This window comes from Rossellomorea oryzaecorticis, from assembly GCF_038405515.1.
GTDB classification, from domain to species: Bacteria; Bacillota; Bacilli; order Bacillales; family Bacillaceae_B; genus Rossellomorea; species Rossellomorea oryzaecorticis_A.
In genome coordinates, this window is sequence record NZ_JBBYAF010000013.1 from 40,120 (window position 1) to 61,432 (window position 21,313).

23 protein-coding genes and 1 other annotated feature are annotated in these 21,313 nt (G+C 41.0%); all 23 genes read left to right on the forward strand.

What is annotated here, in order from left to right; genetic code table 11:
- The first annotated feature begins 440 nt into the window (after window positions 1–440).
- The 23 genes from AAEO50_RS08545 (at window position 441) to AAEO50_RS08655 (ending at window position 21,306) form a co-directional block, all read left to right on the forward strand.
- Window positions 441–1,229, forward strand: coding sequence for a cell division protein FtsQ/DivIB (locus AAEO50_RS08545; protein ID WP_341982498.1), 789 nt, complete (start codon window positions 441–443; stop codon window positions 1,227–1,229).
- Window positions 1,195–1,914 carry a DUF881 domain-containing protein gene (locus tag AAEO50_RS08550; protein WP_341982500.1) on the forward strand — a complete coding sequence of 240 codons (720 nt, stop codon included), beginning with the start codon at window positions 1,195–1,197 and terminating at the stop codon, window positions 1,912–1,914. Before AAEO50_RS08545 ends, AAEO50_RS08550 begins: the two co-directional genes overlap by 35 nt.
- Window positions 1,915–1,963: 49 nt before the next feature.
- A complete protein-coding gene (locus AAEO50_RS08555; RefSeq protein WP_341982502.1) occupies window positions 1,964–2,692 on the forward strand; it encodes a DUF881 domain-containing protein in 729 nt (242 codons plus the stop codon).
- A 1-nt stretch (window position 2,693) separates the two neighbouring features.
- Window positions 2,694–3,056 carry a small basic family protein gene (locus AAEO50_RS08560; protein ID WP_341982504.1) on the forward strand — a complete coding sequence of 121 codons (363 nt, stop codon included), beginning with the start codon at window positions 2,694–2,696 and terminating at the stop codon, window positions 3,054–3,056.
- Window positions 3,057–3,171: 115 nt separating this feature from the next.
- The gene (ftsA, locus tag AAEO50_RS08565; RefSeq protein ID WP_341982506.1) at window positions 3,172–4,470 is read left to right on the forward strand and encodes a cell division protein FtsA; all 1,299 of its coding nucleotides are present in this window, start codon (window positions 3,172–3,174) and stop codon (window positions 4,468–4,470) included.
- Window positions 4,471–4,510: 40 nt separating this feature from the next.
- Window positions 4,511–5,671 carry a cell division protein FtsZ gene (ftsZ, locus tag AAEO50_RS08570; protein ID WP_341982508.1) on the forward strand — a complete coding sequence of 387 codons (1,161 nt, stop codon included), beginning with the start codon at window positions 4,511–4,513 and terminating at the stop codon, window positions 5,669–5,671.
- A gap of 278 nt (window positions 5,672–5,949) precedes the next feature.
- Complete coding sequence (gene spoIIGA, locus AAEO50_RS08575; protein WP_341982510.1) at window positions 5,950–6,873, forward strand: sigma-E processing peptidase SpoIIGA; 924 nt, start codon at window positions 5,950–5,952, stop codon at window positions 6,871–6,873.
- A 53-nt stretch (window positions 6,874–6,926) separates the two neighbouring features.
- Window positions 6,927–7,646 carry an RNA polymerase sporulation sigma factor SigE gene (gene sigE / locus AAEO50_RS08580; RefSeq protein WP_175988845.1) on the forward strand — a complete coding sequence of 240 codons (720 nt, stop codon included), beginning with the start codon at window positions 6,927–6,929 and terminating at the stop codon, window positions 7,644–7,646.
- Between the two features lie 193 nt (window positions 7,647–7,839).
- Complete coding sequence (sigG, locus tag AAEO50_RS08585; RefSeq protein WP_341982513.1) at window positions 7,840–8,616, forward strand: RNA polymerase sporulation sigma factor SigG; 777 nt, start codon at window positions 7,840–7,842, stop codon at window positions 8,614–8,616.
- A gap of 164 nt (window positions 8,617–8,780) precedes the next feature.
- Window positions 8,781–9,062 carry a YlmC/YmxH family sporulation protein gene (locus tag AAEO50_RS08590; protein WP_175988847.1) on the forward strand — a complete coding sequence of 94 codons (282 nt, stop codon included), beginning with the start codon at window positions 8,781–8,783 and terminating at the stop codon, window positions 9,060–9,062.
- 58 nt (window positions 9,063–9,120) lie between these two features.
- Entirely contained in the window at window positions 9,121–9,942 is an 822-nt protein-coding gene (gene pgeF / locus AAEO50_RS08595) for a peptidoglycan editing factor PgeF (protein WP_341982515.1), read from the forward strand.
- A 1-nt stretch (window position 9,943) separates the two neighbouring features.
- The gene (locus AAEO50_RS08600; protein WP_341982516.1) at window positions 9,944–10,618 is read left to right on the forward strand and encodes a YggS family pyridoxal phosphate-dependent enzyme; all 675 of its coding nucleotides are present in this window, start codon (window positions 9,944–9,946) and stop codon (window positions 10,616–10,618) included.
- A gap of 16 nt (window positions 10,619–10,634) precedes the next feature.
- A complete protein-coding gene (locus tag AAEO50_RS08605; RefSeq protein ID WP_341982517.1) occupies window positions 10,635–11,084 on the forward strand; it encodes a cell division protein SepF in 450 nt (149 codons plus the stop codon).
- An 8-nt stretch (window positions 11,085–11,092) separates the two neighbouring features.
- Window positions 11,093–11,356, forward strand: a complete 264-nt coding sequence (locus AAEO50_RS08610; protein ID WP_341982519.1) for a YggT family protein — start codon at window positions 11,093–11,095, stop codon at window positions 11,354–11,356.
- Window positions 11,357–11,444: 88 nt separating this feature from the next.
- Window positions 11,445–12,212 (forward strand): RNA-binding protein, encoded by a 768-nt coding sequence (locus AAEO50_RS08615; RefSeq protein WP_341982526.1) that lies wholly within the window; start codon window positions 11,445–11,447, stop codon window positions 12,210–12,212.
- Window positions 12,213–12,301: 89 nt separating this feature from the next.
- Window positions 12,302–12,817 (forward strand): DivIVA domain-containing protein, encoded by a 516-nt coding sequence (locus tag AAEO50_RS08620; protein ID WP_341982528.1) that lies wholly within the window; start codon window positions 12,302–12,304, stop codon window positions 12,815–12,817.
- 50 nt (window positions 12,818–12,867) lie between these two features.
- Window positions 12,868–13,112: a binding site (T-box leader), on the forward strand.
- 208 nt (window positions 13,113–13,320) lie between these two features.
- Complete coding sequence (ileS, locus tag AAEO50_RS08625) at window positions 13,321–16,092, forward strand: isoleucine--tRNA ligase (RefSeq protein ID WP_341982529.1); 2,772 nt, start codon at window positions 13,321–13,323, stop codon at window positions 16,090–16,092.
- 187 nt (window positions 16,093–16,279) lie between these two features.
- Window positions 16,280–16,567 (forward strand): hypothetical protein, encoded by a 288-nt coding sequence (locus AAEO50_RS08630; RefSeq protein ID WP_341982531.1) that lies wholly within the window; start codon window positions 16,280–16,282, stop codon window positions 16,565–16,567.
- 100 nt (window positions 16,568–16,667) lie between these two features.
- Window positions 16,668–17,168 carry a signal peptidase II gene (gene lspA, locus AAEO50_RS08635; RefSeq protein WP_341982533.1) on the forward strand — a complete coding sequence of 167 codons (501 nt, stop codon included), beginning with the start codon at window positions 16,668–16,670 and terminating at the stop codon, window positions 17,166–17,168.
- Window positions 17,134–18,045: an RluA family pseudouridine synthase gene (locus AAEO50_RS08640; RefSeq protein ID WP_341982535.1), complete on the forward strand. Its 912-nt coding sequence runs from the start codon at window positions 17,134–17,136 to the stop codon at window positions 18,043–18,045. Before lspA ends, AAEO50_RS08640 begins: the two co-directional genes overlap by 35 nt.
- Window positions 18,046–18,256: 211 nt before the next feature.
- Entirely contained in the window at window positions 18,257–18,802 is a 546-nt protein-coding gene (gene pyrR, locus AAEO50_RS08645) for a bifunctional pyr operon transcriptional regulator/uracil phosphoribosyltransferase PyrR (RefSeq protein WP_341982540.1), read from the forward strand.
- Window positions 18,803–18,947: 145 nt separating this feature from the next.
- Window positions 18,948–20,279, forward strand: coding sequence for a uracil-xanthine permease family protein (locus tag AAEO50_RS08650; protein ID WP_341982542.1), 1,332 nt, complete (start codon window positions 18,948–18,950; stop codon window positions 20,277–20,279).
- A 148-nt stretch (window positions 20,280–20,427) separates the two neighbouring features.
- Window positions 20,428–21,306, forward strand: a complete 879-nt coding sequence (locus tag AAEO50_RS08655) for an aspartate carbamoyltransferase catalytic subunit (protein ID WP_341982544.1) — start codon at window positions 20,428–20,430, stop codon at window positions 21,304–21,306.
- The last annotated feature ends 7 nt before the right edge of the window (window positions 21,307–21,313 follow it).

The following is a 21,313-nucleotide window of genomic DNA, read 5'->3' on the forward strand; positions in this document are numbered from 1 at the left end:
AATTTTATTGAAATAACAATAGGATATTTGAAGGTTAGATGTTACAATTAATTACATAAATACAACCAGTGAAAGGATTTCGGTTTTCAATATTATAGGAGGTTATATTACTTTTATTAACCAAAACTTTTACAATTTAATGACATCCTTTCATAACATGGAAATGGTGTTTAAAATAGATGGAAAGAGTGTAATATACAAGGTGTTATTCTCTTTTTCTATTCCATGGAATGTATACATAACGATCATTTGAGATTTTCATTATGTTTGATGTAGTTAAGGGAATGTAAATGACCTTTCTAAGTGATAACCGTCCTATTCTCTTTCACATACATTGCCTTCACAATTATCCAAGAAGGTGACTCATATAGGAGTACTTTCATTTTTAAGGCGTGACGAAACATGCCACATAAATACGAAATGAAATTGAGGAAAACGTAATGAGAAAAGAAAATGTTGTTTCCATTGAAGAAAGAATCCCGAAACTGAAACAGCACAGAAAAAAGAAAGCAAACAGAAGGCTGATATTCTTACTGTCCCTGTTTCTGCTTATGATACTATCGGTTATATATTTCCAATCGCCTCTCAGTCATGTGAAAACGATCAAGGTCAAGGGAAATGAACTTGTTTCAAGTGAAACGATTCTTTCAGAAAGCAAACTTAAACCAGGAATGAATATCTGGGGCGTCAATAAAAATGAAACTGCAGAGCGATTAACTAAACTCCCTGAAATAAAGAGTGCAAAAGTGAAATTGTCCTTTCCAAATTCATTTGTGATTGAAGTGAATGAATTAGGCAAAAAAGCTTACCTCCTTAAGGATAATAAGTTTCTGATCATATTGGAAAACGGCAAGGTCCTGAACAAAGGGACCGAATCCATTCCTGTAGACGCTCCACTTCTAAGAGGATTTCAAGAGGATAAAACCCTGAAAAAGATGATTTCAGAATTAGGGGAGCTTCCAAAAGAGGTTCAGCATCTGATTTCAGAAATAAACTTAGTGCCGAAGAAAACGGATCAATACCATTTAACCTTATTTATGAATGACGGTTATGAGGTTAGTGCGACGATTCGGACGTTTTCAGAGAAAATGGAACATTATCCCTCGATCGTCAGTCAATTGGACCCGTCAAAAAAAGGTGTCATTGATCTCGAGGTAGGCTCCTATTTCAGAACATACGAATCGGAAGGGCAGGATGAAGCAGATGATGGGGATGAAAGTGAAGGGTAAGCATGTTATCCTCTCTCTCGTTGGTTTAGTGCTGGGTTTCATCCTTGCTTTTTCTTATAGTCTTGCCGATTCAGAAGAAGCTGGACAAGGAAACCGCAGTAATGGTCAATGGAAACAGGAAGAAGAGCTGAGAGATCAGATTCTCGAACAGCAGCAGAAGAATAATAACTTGCAGGAACAGCTCTATGAGAAACAGGAAGAGGTAGTCAACATGGAGAAGGAATTCTCTAAGGAAAAGCAAATTTACTTTAATCTTGCTGAGGAAGCGGAAAAATACCGCATGTACTTAGGGAAAACCAAGGTGAAGGGTCCGGGAGTGAAAGTGACGCTTTCTGATGCTGACTACAAACCAGATGAAGACAACGCAAACAATTATATTGTTCATGAACACCATATTTTCAAGGTCATAAATGAGTTGTATATTGCCGGAGCTTCTGCAGTGGCGATAAACGGACAGAGGCTGAAACATGATTCATATGTGTTGTGTCATGGTCCAGTCATACAAGTCGATGGGATTGAATATCCGGCTCCCTTTGAAATCACAGCCATTGGAGACCCGGAAGTACTCTCTTCTGCCATGAATATTACAGGTGGGGTTAAAGATCAACTGGTGAATGAAAATATCGAATTCTCCCTGGAAAAGAAGATAGATATTGTTCTGGAACCACTGATCGGTGAATCATAAAGTTTGCACTCCAATAAAGGAAAGTGATTGGGAAGCAAGGTGAAGGGGAATGGACAACAAGCTTAAATTGAGTTTTACGGTTATCACCATTATCATCGGTTTCATGATTGCCATTCAATTTCAGACAGTCAAGGAACCAGTTGTCCGTGATACGAGAGACATTTGGGAACTAAGAGATGCACTGCTCAAAGAAAAAGAGTTGAATTCCGGACTGCTTGAGGAAATGAGGGCTGTCGAAGAGACGCTTGAAACTTATGAAACAGAGAGAAAGGCAAGTCCTGAGCAAGCACTGAAACAAACCTTGGAGGAACTGAAAACAGAAGCCGGTTTGACCGAGAAGAAAGGAACTGGCCTGATCCTGACAATCGAACCTGCAATGGAAGAAATATTACTGGGTGAAAAAGTACATAGCGTATCCCCTCAGCTCCTTGAAAGGTTAGTAAATGAATTGAATCAATATGATGCATTGGACATCTCGATAGATGGGCATCGTTTAATCAATACCTCGGTTATTCGGGATATAAATGGAGAAACGAATGTAGATGGTTACTCCATCACCAAGATTCCGTTTGAGGTCAAAGTATTGACAAAGGACCTCGAAACGGCTAAAAAATTGTATAATCGGATGCAGGTGTCACAATCTGTGGAGGATTTCTTTATCGATAATCTTCGGGTATCCATATCCAAACCATTAGAAGAAGTAGTTCTGCCATCATTTGATGATACAATCCGTGTCCGCTATATGGAACCGGTTAGTGAAAGAGGAGGGAACGGATAATATGTGGCTTCCCGTTTTAGGGTTGCTAGTAGGGGTCATACTCGGCCTCCTTACTGATATTAGAATTCCGGATGAATACTCAAATTATTTATCGATAGCAGTTCTCGCAGCCTTGGATACGCTGTTTGGCGGAATCCGTGCTCACCTCCAAAATATCTACGATGATAAAGTCTTTGTTTCGGGATTCTTTTTTAATATTTTACTAGCAGCAAGTTTAGCTTTTCTAGGTGTCCATCTTGGTGTAGACTTATATCTGGCAGCTGTTTTTGCTTTTGGAGTCAGATTATTCCAAAACATAGCAGTCATCAGACGGATACTTATAAGCAATTGGACTAATAATCAAGAAAAAAGAGAAAAAAATTAGAATTTTAAAAGGGAATCGTTTTTGTTACGACGAATATCTTAATTAAGATATACTTAGTATTGAGACTATCTAGGGTTGTTGTTCTCATTAACATTCTTTAAGGAGGTGCCATAGAGTGAACAGCAATGAAATTTACGTTAGCCTAGACATCGGTACATCCACAGTGAAAGTGATCATTGGTGAAATGTCAAATGATTCCTTGAACATTATCGGTGTAGGAAATGTAGAATCAGAAGGAATCAGAAAGGGTTCCATCGTAGATATAGACGAAACTGTTCAAACAATCAAGAAGGCAGTAGAGCAAGCAGAAAGAATGGTAGGTTTATCCATAAGCCACGTCATAGTTGGAATTACAGGAAACCATGTTTCACTCCAAAATTGTCACGGAGTAGTAGCCGTTTCAAGCGAGAACCGTGAAATTGGAGATGAAGACGTATTGAGGGTGATGGATGCGGCACAAGTTGTTTCCATCCCGCCTGAAAGAGAAATCATCAATGTAATCCCAAGACAGTTTATAGTTGACGGTTTGGATGAAATTACAGACCCGAGAGGCATGATTGGTGTCCGGCTTGAAATGGAAGGCACCATCATTACAGGATCTAAGACGATATTACATAATACATTGCGTTGTGTTGAAAAAGCAGGGCTTGAAATTGTGGATATTGTTCTGCAGCCATTGGCAGCCGGATCTGTCGCTCTTTCAAAGGACGAGAAGAATCTTGGAGCGGCTTTAATTGATATTGGCGGCGGCTCAACGACCATTGCTGTGTTCGAACAAGGACATTTAAAAGCAACGACAGTATTGCCTGTCGGAGGAGAACATATTACGAAGGATTTATCAATCGGCCTTAGAACCTCGACTGAGGATGCTGAAAAGATAAAGACAAAATATGGACATGCTTTTTATGACCACGCCTCCGAAGATGAAGTGTTCAGTGTACCTATTATCGGAAGTGATCAACATCAGCAATTTAATCAATTAGAAATTTCTGATATCATAGAAGCAAGGCTTGAGGAAATCCTGGATCTTATCAGTCATGAGCTGAAGAGAATGGGTATTAGAGACCTGCCAGGCGGTTATGTATTAACTGGTGGTGTAGTAAATCTTCCAGGTGTGTTAGAATTAGCACAAATTGTTTTTCAAAATAGAGTACGCGTAGCTATTCCGGATTATATTGGAGTAAGGGAACCTCAGTATACAACTGCCGTAGGATTGATAAAGTATGCTCAGAAGAATGCCAGATTACAAGGAAGAAGCGTAAGCGCTGAACCTGTCCCGGCCGATACAGCTGAGAAAAGGCAGTCAAAACAAACCAATAAGAAACCAAAGCCAGCAAAGGTAACAGAAGAAACACATGAAGATGATAAGGCGATGTCAAAAGTGAAAAAGTTCTTTGGATACTTCTTTGAATAAATAAGGAATCCATTGATTCGACGAGTTAGGAGGATTTGTCATGTTGGAGTTTGATACAAATTTAGATTCATTAGCGACAATAAAAGTTATCGGTGTCGGTGGTGGAGGAAACAACGCTGTCAATCGTATGATCGAGCACGGGGTACAGGGTGTTGAATTCATCGCCGTAAATACAGATGCACAAGCTCTTAATCTATCAAAAGCAGAGATTAAGATGCAAATCGGAGGCAAACTGACAAGAGGACTTGGAGCAGGTGCCAATCCTGAAGTTGGTAAGAAAGCTGCTGAAGAAAGTAAAGAGCAGATCGAAGAAGCTTTAAGAGGAGCGGACATGGTATTCGTTACCGCTGGTATGGGCGGCGGTACCGGTACTGGTGCAGCACCTGTCATTGCACAGATTGCCCGTGAGATCGGAGCATTAACCGTTGGGGTAGTTACCCGTCCATTTACTTTTGAAGGGCGTAAACGTTCAAATCAGGCGAGCGGCGGTATTGCTGCAATGAAAGAAGGAGTAGATACTCTAATCGTCATCCCGAATGATCGACTGCTTGAAATCGTTGACAAGAGTACTCCTATGCTTGAAGCCTTCAGGGAAGCGGATAATGTATTAAGACAAGGTGTACAGGGTATCTCTGACCTTATCGCAACTCCTGGTTTAATCAACCTTGACTTTGCGGATGTGAAGACGATCATGTCCAACAAAGGTTCCGCTTTGATGGGAATCGGTGCAGCTTCAGGTGAGAATCGTGCTGCAGAAGCTGCTAAGAAAGCTGTATCAAGTCCATTACTCGAAACATCCATCGATGGAGCACAAGGTGTATTGATGAACATCACCGGCGGTACAAGCCTAAGCCTATATGAAGTTCAGGAAGCAGCAGATATTGTAGCTTCAGCATCAGATCAGGACGTAAATATGATCTTCGGTTCTGTCATTAATGAAGACTTAAAAGATGATATAATCGTTACTGTCATCGCTACTGGATTTAATGAAGAAGTTATTCAAACGCCAAAACAGACTCGTCCTACATTCGGCGGTGTGAAGCCTAATCCAGCACCTCAACAACAGCAGGTCAAGCGTGAACAGCCAAAACGAGAAGAACCTCAGCAACAGGAACCTGTACGTTCTTCATCCAACAATCAGGGTGCAGAAGATACATTGGATATTCCAACATTCCTGCGTAACCGTAATCGCAGACGATAATTGCTGCACGTTGACAAGGTATATGCAGTTAAATAACTTTCACAAAAAAGACCCTATCAAAAGGGGTCTTTTTTGTGTTTTCTAACAAACAGTTTACACTTGCTAATCCCTTTCATATTCAGGTGACATATTTCGTTTCTTTCTCTTAAAAGTTTTCCTTGCTGGCATACATAAAATGACAAACTTTTAGAGGGTATGTACGATATACTTCGTATAAGTCATTAAGTTTCAAAATAAAAAAAGGGATTAAACTAGGTGAAGTTTAAGGAGGGTAGCGAGTGACCTTATATTTAGATGTCATCTGGTTTTTGAATATATGTGTGGACTTTATATTGCTATGGCTGACTGGGCTGATTTTAAAAAGACAATATGCTCTTTGGAGGATAGCGATTGGAAGTTTGATAGGTTCTGCCATTATAATTCTTTCCTTTTCACCCTATGCCTATGTGGTTGGAAATCCGTTGGTTAAACTGCTTTTTTCCCTGCTCATGGTTTATTCTGCCTTTGGTTATAAGAGGCTTCGTTACTATCTTACGAATCTTCTTATGTTTTACTTTGTCACCTTTTTGACTGGTGGAATCCTTATAGGTGCCCACTACTTCCTTACCTTTGATCCTGGTGCGGAAACGACTGTGCTTTTGGCAAGCATCAAGGGATTTGGCGATCCAATCAGCTGGGTCTTCGTCATGCTGGCACTTCCAATTGCCTGGTATTTCTCTAAAGGCAGGATGGATAGTGTGGAACACGTTAAAATCCAATACGATCAGCTGGTGGATGTGATCATTAAAATTGGAGAGTTCGAATTCACTGTAAAAGGACTTGTGGACAGTGGAAACCAGCTGCAAGATCCCATAACAAAGAGTCCTGTAATGATTGTATCCATTTCTTCCTTGAAGGATACAGTGCCTGAAGAAGTACAAATACTGTGTGAAGAAGCGGAAGACATTTTCTCCGGTCAAAAAAATCTCGAAGTTCAATGGTCGGACCGTTTAAGAATCGTACCCGCTCAGTCGGTTGGGAGGAAAAGTCAACTATTAGCGGGGGTCAAACCAGATTCTATCACATTAAAAGATCATGAATCCTCTTGGTCTGCAAACGGGTTGATCGTTTTCAGACAGGAACCGCTCTCAGCTGATGAAAGTTTTGGAGCAATCGTTCATCCCAGAATGGCTTCCGGTAAGCCGGTACAGAATGTTTCATAGTTCAATTACTATTACTATACTCACATTCTAACGAAATAGAAGGGGGAGCAACGATGAAAAAATTAAAAATGAAATTTTTATATTTCTGGTACAAATTATTAATCAAACTTGGAATTAAAACGGATGAAATATACTACATAGGAGGCAGTGAGGCCCTTCCTCCTCCCTTGACGAAAGAAGAAGAAGAAGTCCTTCTCAACAAGTTGCCGGGTGGCGATAAAGCAGCACGGTCATTGCTCATAGAGCGAAACCTGAGACTAGTCGTTTATATAGCAAGGAAATTTGAAAATACGGGTATTAATATTGAAGACTTAATCAGTATCGGTACGATAGGTTTAATTAAAGCGGTTAATACCTTTAATCCAGAAAAGAAGATCAAACTCGCTACTTATGCTTCAAGATGCATTGAGAATGAAATATTGATGTATCTCAGAAGAAACAACAAAATCCGTTCGGAAGTTTCATTTGATGAACCATTGAACATTGATTGGGATGGGAATGAATTACTTCTGTCAGATGTTCTGGGGACGGATGAAGACATTATTACGAAAGACTTGGAAGCGACAGTGGATAAGAAATTATTATTCAACGCCCTGCACCAGCTGTCAGATCGTGAAAAACAAATCATGGAGCTGAGGTTCGGCCTGATGGGAGAAGAAGAGAAGACACAAAAAGATGTCGCAGATATGCTGGGGATTTCTCAATCTTATATCTCAAGGCTTGAGAAAAGGATTATCAAGAGACTAAAGAAAGAATTTAATAAAATGGTATGAATCCACACTGCTGATCTTTACTAAAGATCAGCTTTTTTTATTAGACTACACAAAAAAAAATTCCGTTAATATTTCTAGTATTTGTAAGGGATTCGACGAGGAACAACCACAAATCGACAGTATGAAATGCATATTTTTCCTCCTCAAGGAAATACTGAACTTTGTACAACATCTCCTGCAAGGAGGGGAAAGAATGACACGTAATAAAGTTGAGATTTGTGGTGTAGATACTTCCAAGTTACCAGTATTAAAGAATGAAGAAATGAGAGTACTGTTCAAACAAATGCAAGCAGGCGATATATCGGCAAGAGAGAAGCTTGTGAATGGAAATTTACGTCTCGTCTTAAGTGTAATTCAACGTTTTAACAATCGTGGTGAGTATGTTGATGATTTGTTTCAAGTCGGTTGTATTGGATTAATGAAATCAATCGACAACTTTGACTTAGGTCAAAATGTACGATTCTCCACCTATGCAGTTCCCATGATCATAGGGGAAATACGTCGTTATCTGCGTGACAATAATCCCATCCGAGTCTCTAGGTCTCTGCGTGATATAGCCTACAAGGCCTTGCAGGTTAGAGAAAAGCTGATGGGTGAAACCTCCAAAGAGCCGACTGCTGAAGAAATTGCGAAGGTTCTGGATGTCCCGCATGAAGAAATTGTCTTTGCGTTGGACGCAATCCAAGATCCGGTATCATTGTTTGAACCGATTTACAATGATGGAGGAGATCCAATCTTTGTCATGGATCAGCTCAGCGATGAACGAAACCGTGATTTCCACTGGATTGAAGAGATCGCCTTACAAGAAGGTATGCGAAGATTAAATGAACGGGAAAAGCTGATTATCAGTAAACGCTTTTTTCAAGGTAAAACACAAATGGAAGTAGCTGACGAAATAGGGATTTCACAAGCTCAAGTATCTCGATTAGAAAAAGCAGCCATAAAACAAATGAATAAGAATATTCAATAAGTGAATGAGGGGAAGATGATAGAATTCTTCCCGGACAGATCAGAAAGGCAGATCCTTAAATCCCGGGTCTGCCTTTCTTTTTGCTGCATACAATATAGAAAGAAGCATAATGTTGCCAAATAAGTATTCTGGATGACATTCAAAAGTATTCAGGAGGGGATTTTGTGGTACGAATATCTGAATTTCAGATAAAAGACGTTGTCAATATATCGGATGGGAGAAAGTTAGGGAATATTGGAGACATTGAAATCAATTTAGATACTGGGAGAATTGAAGCAATCGTCATAGGCGGGGGAGGGAAGTTGTTGGGCTTTTTTGGGAAGGATGAGGATATTGTCATTCCGTGGAAAAGCATCGTCAAAATAGGTGAGGATGTCATTCTTGTTCGACATAAAGAAAGCCATTATATACAAGGACAACTTGAAGAACCCAAAGAATCTTCTTGATAAATGACGAAAAATCAGATTCTGTGGTACACTTATAAAAAAAGAAGGAGATTCAATCGTGTTTAACGAGCCTTTTATCAAAGAATCGGAATCGTATTATGCAATAAAGAAGTGGACTGAAGAATTTCCCGGCTTGAAAGCTGGGATTACTACAAGACTCGGAGGAGAGAGTGAAGGCTGCTATGATTCATTGAATATGGGTCTGCATGTAGGCGATGAAAGCGAAAATGTCGTGAAAAACAGGGCAATAATCGCTCATTCACTAGACTTTCCTTTAGAAAACTGGGCAGCTGCTGAACAAACTCACGGAAACAGTATCCATGAGGTCATTCCTTCTGATCAGGGAAAAGGCAGCATCTCATACTCCACGAGTATAAAAGATACGGATGGTTTTATGACAAATCATAATAACCTTCTGTTAACCATGTGTTATGCAGATTGTGTTCCTTTATATTTTCTCGATAAACAGAATGGTAAAATCGGTGTGGCACATGCTGGATGGAAGGGCACAGTCGAGGAAATCGGGCCTGCCATGATATCGAAATACCTAGACCAAGGTTCCGTGCTGTCAGATATCGAAGTCGTTATCGGACCATCCATTTGTGAAAAATGTTATGTTGTGGACGACAGAGTATTGAATCGAGTAAAAAAAGTACTAGAAGATGGAAACGACTTGCCCTATAATTTAAAGGAAGAGGGGCAATATCATTTAGATCTGAAGAAAGTGAACAGATTCCTTTTGCTGCAGAGGGGATTAGTTGAAAGACAAATCCATACTTCTGGTTATTGTTCTTCCTGCAACAGTGATTTTTACTCTTTCCGTAGAGAGAATGGACACACAGGGAGAATGATGAGTTTTATAGGCTGGAAGGAGAAATGAAATGAAAGTTGAAGAGAACCTTAAACGGATACAAGACCAAATTTATGAGGCTTGCAGCAGAAGCGGAAGAGAGCCCGAAGACATTAATATTGTAGCTGTAACGAAGTATGTTTCGACTAAAAGGGCAGAGGAAGCCCTGCAGGCCGGTTTAATTCATTTAGGAGAAAACCGCGACTCAGGTCTCCTGTCCAAATGGGAAGAATTAATGGATGAACCGGAGTGGCATTTTATCGGTACATTGCAATCCAAGAAGGTTAAGAATATCATTGACAAAGTATCTTACATACACTCCTTGGACAGATTATCCCTGGCCAAGGAAATTCATAAAAGAGCGGACAAGCCTGTCTCTTGTTTCGTTCAGGTGAATGTGTCGGGTGAGGATTCCAAACACGGCATGCCTCCCCAAGAAGTTGAAGGTTTCATCAGAAGTCTTAATGACTATCCTAATGTTAAGGTTGTCGGTTTAATGACTATGGCACCTCATACGGATGATGAAGGTTTCTTAAGAAAATGCTTTCGAACATTAAAAGGACTTCAAGAGAAGATCCATTCCTTGGAAATATCATATGCACCATGTACAGAACTATCAATGGGGATGAGTAATGATTACACGATAGCAATTGAAGAAGGTGCTACTTTTATCCGTATTGGATCAGCTTTAGTTGGAAATGACTGAGAGGGGATGTACGTAAATGGGCATTAAATCTAAATTGAAAACATTCTTCTTATTAGATGAAGAAGAGTATGATTATGAAGAAGATGAGAAGTACGAAGAGGAATTCGAGGAGAAGAAGAACATGAAAACACAATCAGTGTCTCAAGGGAAGCAGAATGTAGTCAGTCTTCAAAGTGTCCAGAAATCTTCCAAGGTAATCCTTGTTGAACCCAGAGTTTATGCAGAAGCGCAGGAAATAGCGGACCACCTGAAGAATAGAAGATCTGTGCTTGTAAATCTGCAGCGAATTCAGCATGACCAGGCTAAGCGCATTGTTGATTTCCTTAGCGGTACAGTTTATGCGATTGGCGGCGACATTCAGAGGGTCGGGATGAATATTTTTCTCTGTACACCTGATAATGTTGAAGTGAGCGGAAATATTTCAGAATTTCTGAAAGAAGAAGATATATCTGATTCAAGGTGGTAATGTAAATTATGGTATTTGTTTATGATGTTTTATCTACACTCATTCAGCTTTATTCGTGGGCATTAATCATCTATATTTTAATGTCCTGGTTTCCAAATGCAAAGGAATCCTCCATTGGTCAATTCTTGGCCAAGATATGTGAACCATATCTGGAGCCGTTCAGACGGTTTGTTCCGCCGCTTGGAATGATTGATATCTCCCCTATCGTTGCCTTCATTGTTTTGAATTTGGCACAAATGGGCCTTCGTCAACTATTCATGTGGTTCATCTAAATGAAAGTATTGTAACGTTACCTAAAGAGCTGAAACATGAATAACCGTTTCAGTTCTTTTATTTTGTACATGTATGGAGGTGAGTCTGTTGAGCATTTATCAGCATTTCAGACAGGATGAAAAGGAATTTGTAGATAGTGTCCTTGAGTGGAGGGAGCAAGTGGAGAATCAATATGCACCGAAGCGGACGGACTTCTTGGACCCAAGACAGCAGCATATTGTCCAATCGATCCTTGGTCAGAACGAAGAAATAATCTTCTCCTTTTTCCCAGAAAATACAGAGAGGAAAAGGGCGTTACTGTACCCCTCCTATTTCCAGCCTGCAGAAGAAGATTATGGTATCCGGTTATTCGAGATTGAGTACTCAAGTAAGTTTGTTACAATAGAACATAGACAAGTATTAGGAAGCATCATGTCATTGGGGCTGAAACGTGAAAAGTTCGGGGATATTCTGGCTCACGAAGAAAAGATTCAACTGATCCTGGCCGAAGAAATATCAGAATTTGTCAGGATGGAATTAAAACAAATCGGTAAAGCAAAAGTGAATTTGCAAGACGTCCCTTTTTCAGAATTGATTAAATTCAGGGAAGAATGGCAGGAGAAAGTAACGACCGTTAGTTCCCTGAGACTCGATGCCGTACTTGCAGCGATTTATAATATTTCACGTCAGAAGGCTCAAACGTACATAAAGAGTAATTTGGTGAAACTTAATTGGAAGATCACAGAAAACGCCTCTATTGAAGTAGAAGCAGGAGATGTTATCTCTGCCAGGGGTTACGGCAGAAGTAAGCTTATTTCAATAGAAGGAAGAACCAAACGTGAAAAATGGCGGATTTCTTTGGGGATTTTGAAATAATTTAAGAAAAATAAAGGATTTCCCCCACATACTGTCGAATTTTTAGTTATAATAAAATTGTAATTCACCAAGTACTGGAGGTGGCTCCCATGCCTTTAACGCCATTAGACATACATAACAAGGAGTTTAGTCGTGGCTTTCGCGGTTATGATGAAGACGAGGTTAATGAATTTCTGGATCAGATCATTAAAGATTACGAAATTCTTATCAGAGAAAAGAAAGAAACTGAAGAACGTTTGAATTCTTTGAATGAACGATTAGGTCATTTTACAAACATTGAGGAAACGTTGAACAAATCAATCGTCATCGCCCAAGAAGCAGGGGAAGAAGTAAAAAGGAATGCAACAAAAGAAGCTAAACTGATTATTAAAGAAGCAGAAAAAAATGCAGACAGGATCGTTAATGAATCACTTTCAAAAGCAAGAAAGATTGCGATTGAAATCGAAGAACTCAAGAAACAGTCGAAAGTATTCCGTACGCGCTTCAAGATGTTGATTGAAGCTCAGCTTGATTTGCTGGATACAAACGATTGGGATCAGCTGATGGAATTTGATTTAGATGCCACTGAATTAAAAACTCTTAAAGAAGAAGAAACACTTTCTTGACGAAAGCTGCATTCATTTCATATAATTGTAAAACAATCTGATTTGCCATATTAAAGGCTGAGATAGGGACAGTACGTTTCTACTTTAATTCCTATATAGCGAGCCGGGGATGGTGCGAGCCCGGTGAGGAAATAGAAGCGGAAGATCACCCTTGAGCTCCAGGCATGAAATTCCCGAGTGACTCCGGAAGACTAGTGTTTGGCGTTTTATTCACGTTACGAATGAAACGAGTGAAAATGTTCTTTTGGATATTTTTATGAGGGTGGTACCGCGGGAAAGCTTTCTCGTCCCTTCTTTGGGATGAGAAAGCTTTTTTTGTTGTTCTGGAATGATTCTAAACAGGTTTTTGAATGTTGAGTGATTCCAGCAGTTGATTGGAGTGGAAGGCTCACCAACCGCCTGCGGAAAGCGAAGTCTTGCACGGAGATCAACCGCGGTGTTTAAGAAAGCAAGAAAGTAGAAAAGATGGCAATTAAGATACATGCTGAAGGAGGATATATTAAATGGAGTATAAAGATACTTTATTGATGCCGAAAACCGAATTCCCAATGAGAGGGAATTTACCGAAAAGAGAACCTGAAACGCAAAAGAACTGGGAAGAGATGGACATTTACAAAAAGGTCCAAGATCGTACACAGGGTCGTCCTTTATTTGTTCTTCATGATGGACCTCCATATGCAAATGGAAATCTGCACATGGGGCACGCTTTGAATAAGGTTCTTAAAGATTTCATCGTGCGATATAAATCAATGAACGGTTTTAATGCGCCTTATGTTCCAGGCTGGGATACTCACGGACTGCCGATTGAACAGGCACTTACGAATAAAGGTGTTAAGCGCAAAGAAATGACCGTTGCAGAATTCCGAAAATTATGCGAGGAATACGCATATGAGCAAGTGGATATCCAGCGTACACAATTCAAGCAATTGGGAGTTCGGGGTGATTGGGAAAATCCTTATATCACTCTAAAACCTGAATACGAAGCACAACAAATCAAAGTATTCGGTGATATGGCCAAGAAAGGCTATATCTATAAGGGTAAAAAGCCTGTATACTGGTCCCCGTCAAGTGAATCTGCTCTTGCAGAAGCAGAGATTGAGTATCAAGACAAACGTTCTCCATCCATCTATGTAGGATTCAGCGTGACAGATGGTAAAGAAGTACTTGCTGAAGGTACCCAGTTCATTATTTGGACGACGACCCCTTGGACAATTCCCGCGAACCTGGGAATCGCTGTCCATCAGGATCTGACTTACGTTGTTGTTTCAGTCAACGGCAACTCTTATGTAGTGGCTGACGACCTGCTTGAAGATGTTGCTGAAAACCTTTCATGGGAAGGGTATGAAGTAACGAAAAAGGTCAAAGGTGCCGAGCTGGAACGCCTTAAAGCTAAACATCCGATTTATGACCGCGAATCTCTTGTCATCCTCGGAGATCATGTAACAACCGATTCTGGTACAGGGTGTGTACACACTGCACCTGGTCACGGGGAAGATGACTTCCTTGTAGGTAAGAAATACGGCCTGGATGTATTATGCCCTGTTGATGATAAAGGTGTAATGACCTCTGAAGCCCCGGGGTTTGAAGGATTATTCTATGACAAAGCAAACAAACCGATCACTGAGAAGCTCGAGGAAGCCGGCGCATTATTGAAGCTTAATTTCATCACGCATTCGTACCCTCATGATTGGCGTACAAAGAAACCTGTAATCTTCAGAGCGACGGCTCAATGGTTCGCATCAATCGATAAATTCCGCGATGAACTGCTTCAAGCTGTCAAAGACACGAAATGGGTGCCGAGCTGGGGAGAAACACGTTTGTTCAATATGGTAAGAGACCGCGGTGATTGGTGTATCTCCAGACAACGCGCTTGGGGTGTTCCAATTCCGGTATTTTACGCTGAAAACGGGGAAGAAATCATCACAGATGAAACAATTGAGCATGTTTCTGCTTTATTCAGCAAGCATGGTTCAAATATCTGGTTTGAAAAAGAAGCGAAAGATCTTCTCCCTGAAGGATTTACTCATGAGGGAAGCCCGAATGGCCAGTTCACGAAAGAACAGGACATCATGGATGTATGGTTTGACTCAGGTTCTTCTCATCAGGCGGTGCTTGAAGCACGTGACGACTTACAGCGTCCGGCAGATCTTTACCTTGAAGGCTCCGACCAGTATCGCGGCTGGTTCAATTCATCCTTGACAACTGGTGTTGCAGTTACAGGGAAAGCACCTTATAAAGGGGTGCTCAGCCATGGATTTGCACTGGACGGTGATGGAAGAAAGATGAGTAAATCACTTGGGAACGTGGTTGTTCCGGAAAAAGTCATGAAGCAGCTGGGGGCCGATATCCTTCGCCTTTGGGTAGCTTCGGTTGATTATCAATCAGATGTACGTGTATCTGATCCGATCTTGAAGCAAGTAGCTGAAGTATATAGAAAAATCCGAAACACTTATAGATTCCTCCTGGGTAATTTAGCTGATTTCGATCCAAAAGCTGATGCGGTTCCTTATGAAAAACTACGTGAAGTCGATCAGTTCATGATGGTCAAGCTGAATGACTTAGTGAAAAATGTAAAGAACTCTTATGACAACTATGAATTTGCAAGCATCTATCATGCAGTGAATAATTTCTGTACACTCGACTTGAGCTCGTTTTATCTCGATTTTGCCAAAGACGTCCTTTACATTGAAGCAAAAGATAACTATGAGCGCAGAGCGATGCAAACTGTCTTGTATGAAGCATTGGTTGTACTTGCGAAATTAATGTCACCAATCCTTTCTCATACAGCGGACGAAGTTTGGGCTCACATTCCTGATGCGGAAGAAGAAAGCGTGCAATTAACCGATATGCCTGAATCCAAGGATCTTCCGAATGCTGAAGGATTAAAGAAAAAATGGAGTGCATTCCTTGAGCTGAGAGATGATGTCTTAAAAGCTCTTGAAGAGGCCCGTAATCAAAAGCTGATCGGTAAATCATTGACTGCTAAAGTGACACTTTACGTTAATGAAGAAACACAATCTTTGTTGAATTCTATTTCAGAAGATCTGAAGCAGTTATTCATTGTCTCTGCCATTAAAGTAGGCGGGGGAATCGATGAAGCGCCTCAACACGCGTTGACTGTAGGCAAGAACAGCATTGTCGTTGAAAAAGCAGAAGGCGAAACATGTGACCGCTGCTGGGTAGTCACACCAACAGTGGGAGAAGACAAAGATCATCCGACCCTATGCACGAGATGTGCATCCGTAGTCAAAGAAAATTATTCACACTTAGCATAAACACAAGAAAGACTGGTCTGCTTTTTCAAGGACCAGTCTTTTTGTATTTGAAGAACAAAAAGAAATCTTTAACATTTTTCATCAAATGGCTCTGTTACCTCATTGGTGGGACCAATTCCATAATTACTATATCTTGCAAGACAAATTTTATGACACTTACCTCCATACTAAGAGTGGAGGGATCAAGATGACATATGACCGATACACATCCATCATTCAAGAATTAACCGCATCCTTGAAAGAGCTAGAGGCAAGTCAATCTCAACATCCTTTAATTCAACAATATATAAACCAGGAAATTTCCGATATTAAACATGCGCTTCAACTGGTTGAAAAAAACCGTTTCGGCCTTTGTGAAATGAGCGGGGAAGAGATACCGTTTGACCTGATCAAAATGAATCCGACACTTACTTCATTAACAGAAGCGAATGATTGGAGACATTACGGGAAAATCCATATGGACAGGTATTCATAAAACAATCTTTCATAAAACGCTTTTAGTTTAAGTGTCTTTATTCAACTGTTTATGCTAAAATGCAAAGGTAATCATTTCTTACGATATGGAGGTTGCCTTTGTGTTTTATTATTTATTGGCTTTGGTTGTAATTGGGTTGGATCAACTGACCAAATGGTTGGTTGTGAAGAAGATGGCAGAAGGGGAAAGCATAGAAATCATTGAAAATCTTTTCTATTTGACATCTCATCGAAATCAAGGTGCAGCATGGGGAATACTCCAGGGACAAATGTGGTTTTTTTACATTATTACGATAGTAGTGATTGTAGGTATTGTGTATTATATGCAAGTCCATGCTAAAGGTCAGTCTTTGTTCAGTTTAAGCTTGGCTTTTATGCTTGGTGGAGCGATTGGAAACTTTATTGACCGCGTCTTTCGAAAAGAAGTTGTCGATTTTTTAAATACATATATCTTTTCCTATGATTTCCCGATTTTTAATATTGCTGATGCAGCATTGACGATTGGAGTAGCGCTATTAATCATTTATATGTATCTGGACGAACGAAAAGCAAAGAAGGAGAAACAGAATGGAAGTAATTCAGCACATCATACAACAGAATGAACAGGGCGAACGAATTGATAAGATTGTCAGCGGATTGAATAAAGAATGGTCCCGTTCGCAGGTCCAGCAATGGATTAAAGAAGGACATATTAAAGTGAATGATGAGGAGGTAAAACCAAACTTTAAGTGCCCGGTTGAGTCGACGATCACAGTTACTATTCCTGAGCCGGAAGAACTGGATGTCGAACCAGAGAATCTTCATCTTGATATCACCTATGAGGATTCGGATGTAGTAGTAGTGAATAAGCCAAAAGGGATGGTTGTACATCCAGCCCCGGGACATTATTCAGGAACTATGGTGAATGGGCTTATGTATCATTGTAAAGACCTGTCAGGCATTAATGGTGTACTAAGACCTGGCATCGTTCACAGAATCGATAAAGATACTTCAGGTTTATTGATGGTTGCAAAAAATGATCTGGCACATGAACATTTGGTCAATCAGCTTGTTGAAAAAACTGTTACCAGAAAATACACGGCTGTCGTTCACGGGTTGATCCCCCATGAATACGGCACGATCGATGCACCGATCGGACGTGACCCTAAAGACCGTCAAAGCATGACCGTTGTTGATAATGGGAAAAATGCAGTTACGCATTTTAAAGTACTTGAACGATTCAAGGATTTTACTTTAGTACAGTGCGAATTGGAAACAGGACGTACCCATCAAATACGTGTTCATATGAAGTATATCGGGTATCCGCTTGCAGGTGACCCTAAATACGGTCCCCGTAAAACATTGAGCCTCAATGGACAGGCCCTCCATGCAGGTGTATTGGGCTTCAATCACCCAAGAACGAATGAATATATGGAATTTCAGGCCGAGCTGCCAAAGGAATTCAAAGAGCTGTTAGCACAGTTGAAAAATAAGCATTGACAAACCATAGAACAACCTGTACCATTTAGTTAATTGAATAATACCTTTAATACGGTCCCGTGAGGCTGAGAAGGAGCAATGTACGACCATTCGCTTGGCGTGCAATGATTATTAACGATAAGTGTGCCCTCTCATCTCAGCGGTGAGAGGGATTTTTTATTGCTTGCGAAAGTATGACATAAATTCGAACGAATGTGAAAGAGGTGCAGAAATGACGAAGAAAGCTACGGTATTAGACCAGCCAGCCATCCGAAGAGCCCTGACGCGGATTGCTCACGAAATCATCGAGCGTAATAAAGGTATTCAAGATTGTGTCCTTGTCGGTATCAAAACGAGGGGAATCCATATTGCCAATCGATTGGCCGAACGCATTCATGATATCGAAGGAGAAAAAGTTCCTGTAGGTGAAATTGATATTACGCTGTACAGGGATGATCTCAGCAAAAAGACATCTGATAATGAGCCGGAAGTCAAAGGATCTGATTTGCCGGTTGATATTACAAATAAAAAAGTCATTCTGGTTGATGACGTATTATTTACAGGAAGAACAGTACGTGCAGGGTTGGATGCACTGATGGATATCGGGCGCCCAAGTCAAATTCAATTGGCAGTCCTGGTAGACAGGGGGCATCGTGAACTGCCGGTCCGGGCTGACTATGTCGGAAAGAACATCCCGACATCAAGCTCAGAGAAAATCATGGTCTCACTTACAGAAGTAGATGGTGAAGAACAGGTAACGATACACGAAAAAGAATAATAGAGATTCCTTTTAAGATTAGTCCCGTGAGGCTGGCAAAGGATGGGTGGCATAAACGTATGCCTTCGTATACCCTCTTTGTATCCTCATGGGCAAAGAGGGTATTTTTTTGTGAAAACCATGTGGTTTGAAGGAGGAAAAAGAGATGAATGAAAATCAAAACATCGTGTTGGATGTAGAAGAAAGACCGAATATTGGAAAATGGATCACATTGAGTATACAGCATCTTTTTGCGATGTTTGGAGCGACGGTACTGGTTCCGTTCCTGGTGGGATTGAGTCCCGGTGTCGCACTGATCTCAAGTGGATTGGGAACATTGGCATACCTGCTCATAACGAAAGGCAGAATCCCTGCATATCTAGGTTCATCTTTCGCTTTCATCGCTCCGATTCTGGCAGCGAAAAGTTTTGGAGGACCGGAAGCTGCAATGATGGGAAGCTTCCTTGCTGGACTTGTATACGGTATAGTTGCACTGCTTATTTCGAAGCTGGGATTAAAATGGTTAGGACGGATCCTGCCTCCGATCGTTGTCGGGCCTGTCATCATGGTGATCGGTCTGGGATTAGCGGGAACAGCAGTAAACATGGCGATGTATGAGAATCCAGGTGCGGAAAACCTGGTCTATAGTAACACTCACTTCTTGGTGGCACTGGCTACACTAGCGATTACCGTCATCTGTTCGATCTATTTCAAAGGCTTTCTCGGAATGGTGCCGATTCTTGCCGGAATAGTAGGCGGCTATATCATTGCGAGCTTTGCAGGACTTGTTGATTTCCAGAAAGTCCTTGATGCACCAGTCTTTCAGATGCCTGATTTCTTCATCCCCTTTGTAAACTATACACCGGCCTTCTCTTGGGAAATTGTCTCGATCATGGTGCCGGTTGCTCTTGTGACACTGGCAGAACACACGGGAGACCAGATGGTGTTAAGTAAAGTGGTTGGCCGTAATTTCATTGAAAAACCAGGTCTACACCGTTCAATTCTGGGAGACGGGGTTGCGACTGTGATTGCCTCTTTTCTCGGAGGACCTCCGAATACCACATACGGAGAAAATATCGGGGTATTGGCGATTACGCGGGTTTTCAGCGTATTCGTTATCGCTGGAGCGGCTGTACTTGCGATCGCTTTCGGTTTCATCGGGAAAATCACGGCTTTGATCAGCTCGATTCCCTCAGCGGTTATGGGGGGCGTCTCTATCCTCCTGTTTGGAATCATCGCTTCAAGCGGACTTCGCATGCTGATTGATAACAAAGTGGATCTTGGAAACAAGCGAAATCTGATCATCTCTTCAGTAATTCTTGTTATCGGTGTTGGCGGGGCATTCGTGAAAGTAAGCGATGAGGTGTCATTATCAGGAATGGCACTGGCTGCGATTGTAGGAGTAGTGCTCAACCTGGTCCTGCCCGGAAGAGAAGAAAGTGAAGGAAGCAATACACTATTTGAAGAAAATAATTCTCATGAAAATGAAGTTGCATAGTAACACCTTTTAAGTTAGTCCAGAGAGTCTACAAGGGTGAAATTGAACGGGGCAGTGGAGCACTAAACTCCAATGTCTGTAAAGTATGTTCAAAACCACCCTGTCGGACTTTAGGCAGGGTGGTTTTTATATAGGAGGGACTTCATACGTGAAGAACTTATTGACAATGAATGAATTAACGAGAGAAGAAATCATGGAAATCCTTGACCAGGCTGAACGATTTAAATCAGGAGAAGTGTGGGACAAAGGGGCAGATAAATATGTAGCGAACCTTTTCTTTGAAGCAAGTACACGGACCAAGTGCAGTTTTGAAATGGCAGAAAGGAAATTAGGTCTTCAGGTCATACCTTTTGAAGCAAATACTTCAAGTATCCAAAAAGGGGAAACGCTTTATGACACCGTAAGGACCCTTGAAGCGATCGGGGTTGAGACAGTCGTCATCCGACATACACTTGAGCGCTACTTTGATGATCTGAAAGGATTAAAAATAAGGGTGATCAATGGGGGCGACGGATGCGGGAATCATCCCACTCAATGTTTACTGGACCTATTGACTATACGTCAGGAATTTGGAGGGTTTGAAAATCTTCAAGTTGCGATTATCGGAGATATTGCTCACAGCAGGGTAGCACGATCAAATGCCGAAGCGCTGATGAAATTGGGGGCTGAAGTCGTTTTCTCGGGACCCCGTGAATGGTTCCCTCCCGACTATCAGAATAAGTATAAGACGGTTGATGAAAGTGTGGCGGAATCAGACGCGGTGATGCTTCTTAGGATTCAGCACGAACGGCACGGAAGTACTTCAAATCTGACGAAAGAAGAGTATCATGAAAATTTCGGACTGACTGAAAGCAGAAAAGAAAGAATGAAAGATAACAGTATCATCCTTCATCCAGCCCCTGTAAATCGCGGGGTGGAAATTGCAGATTCATTGGTGGAATGCGATAAATCGAGGATATTCAAGCAGATGGAAAATGGAGTTTATGTAAGGATGGCGGTTTTAAAAAGGGCACATGAAAACAACTAATAGGGGG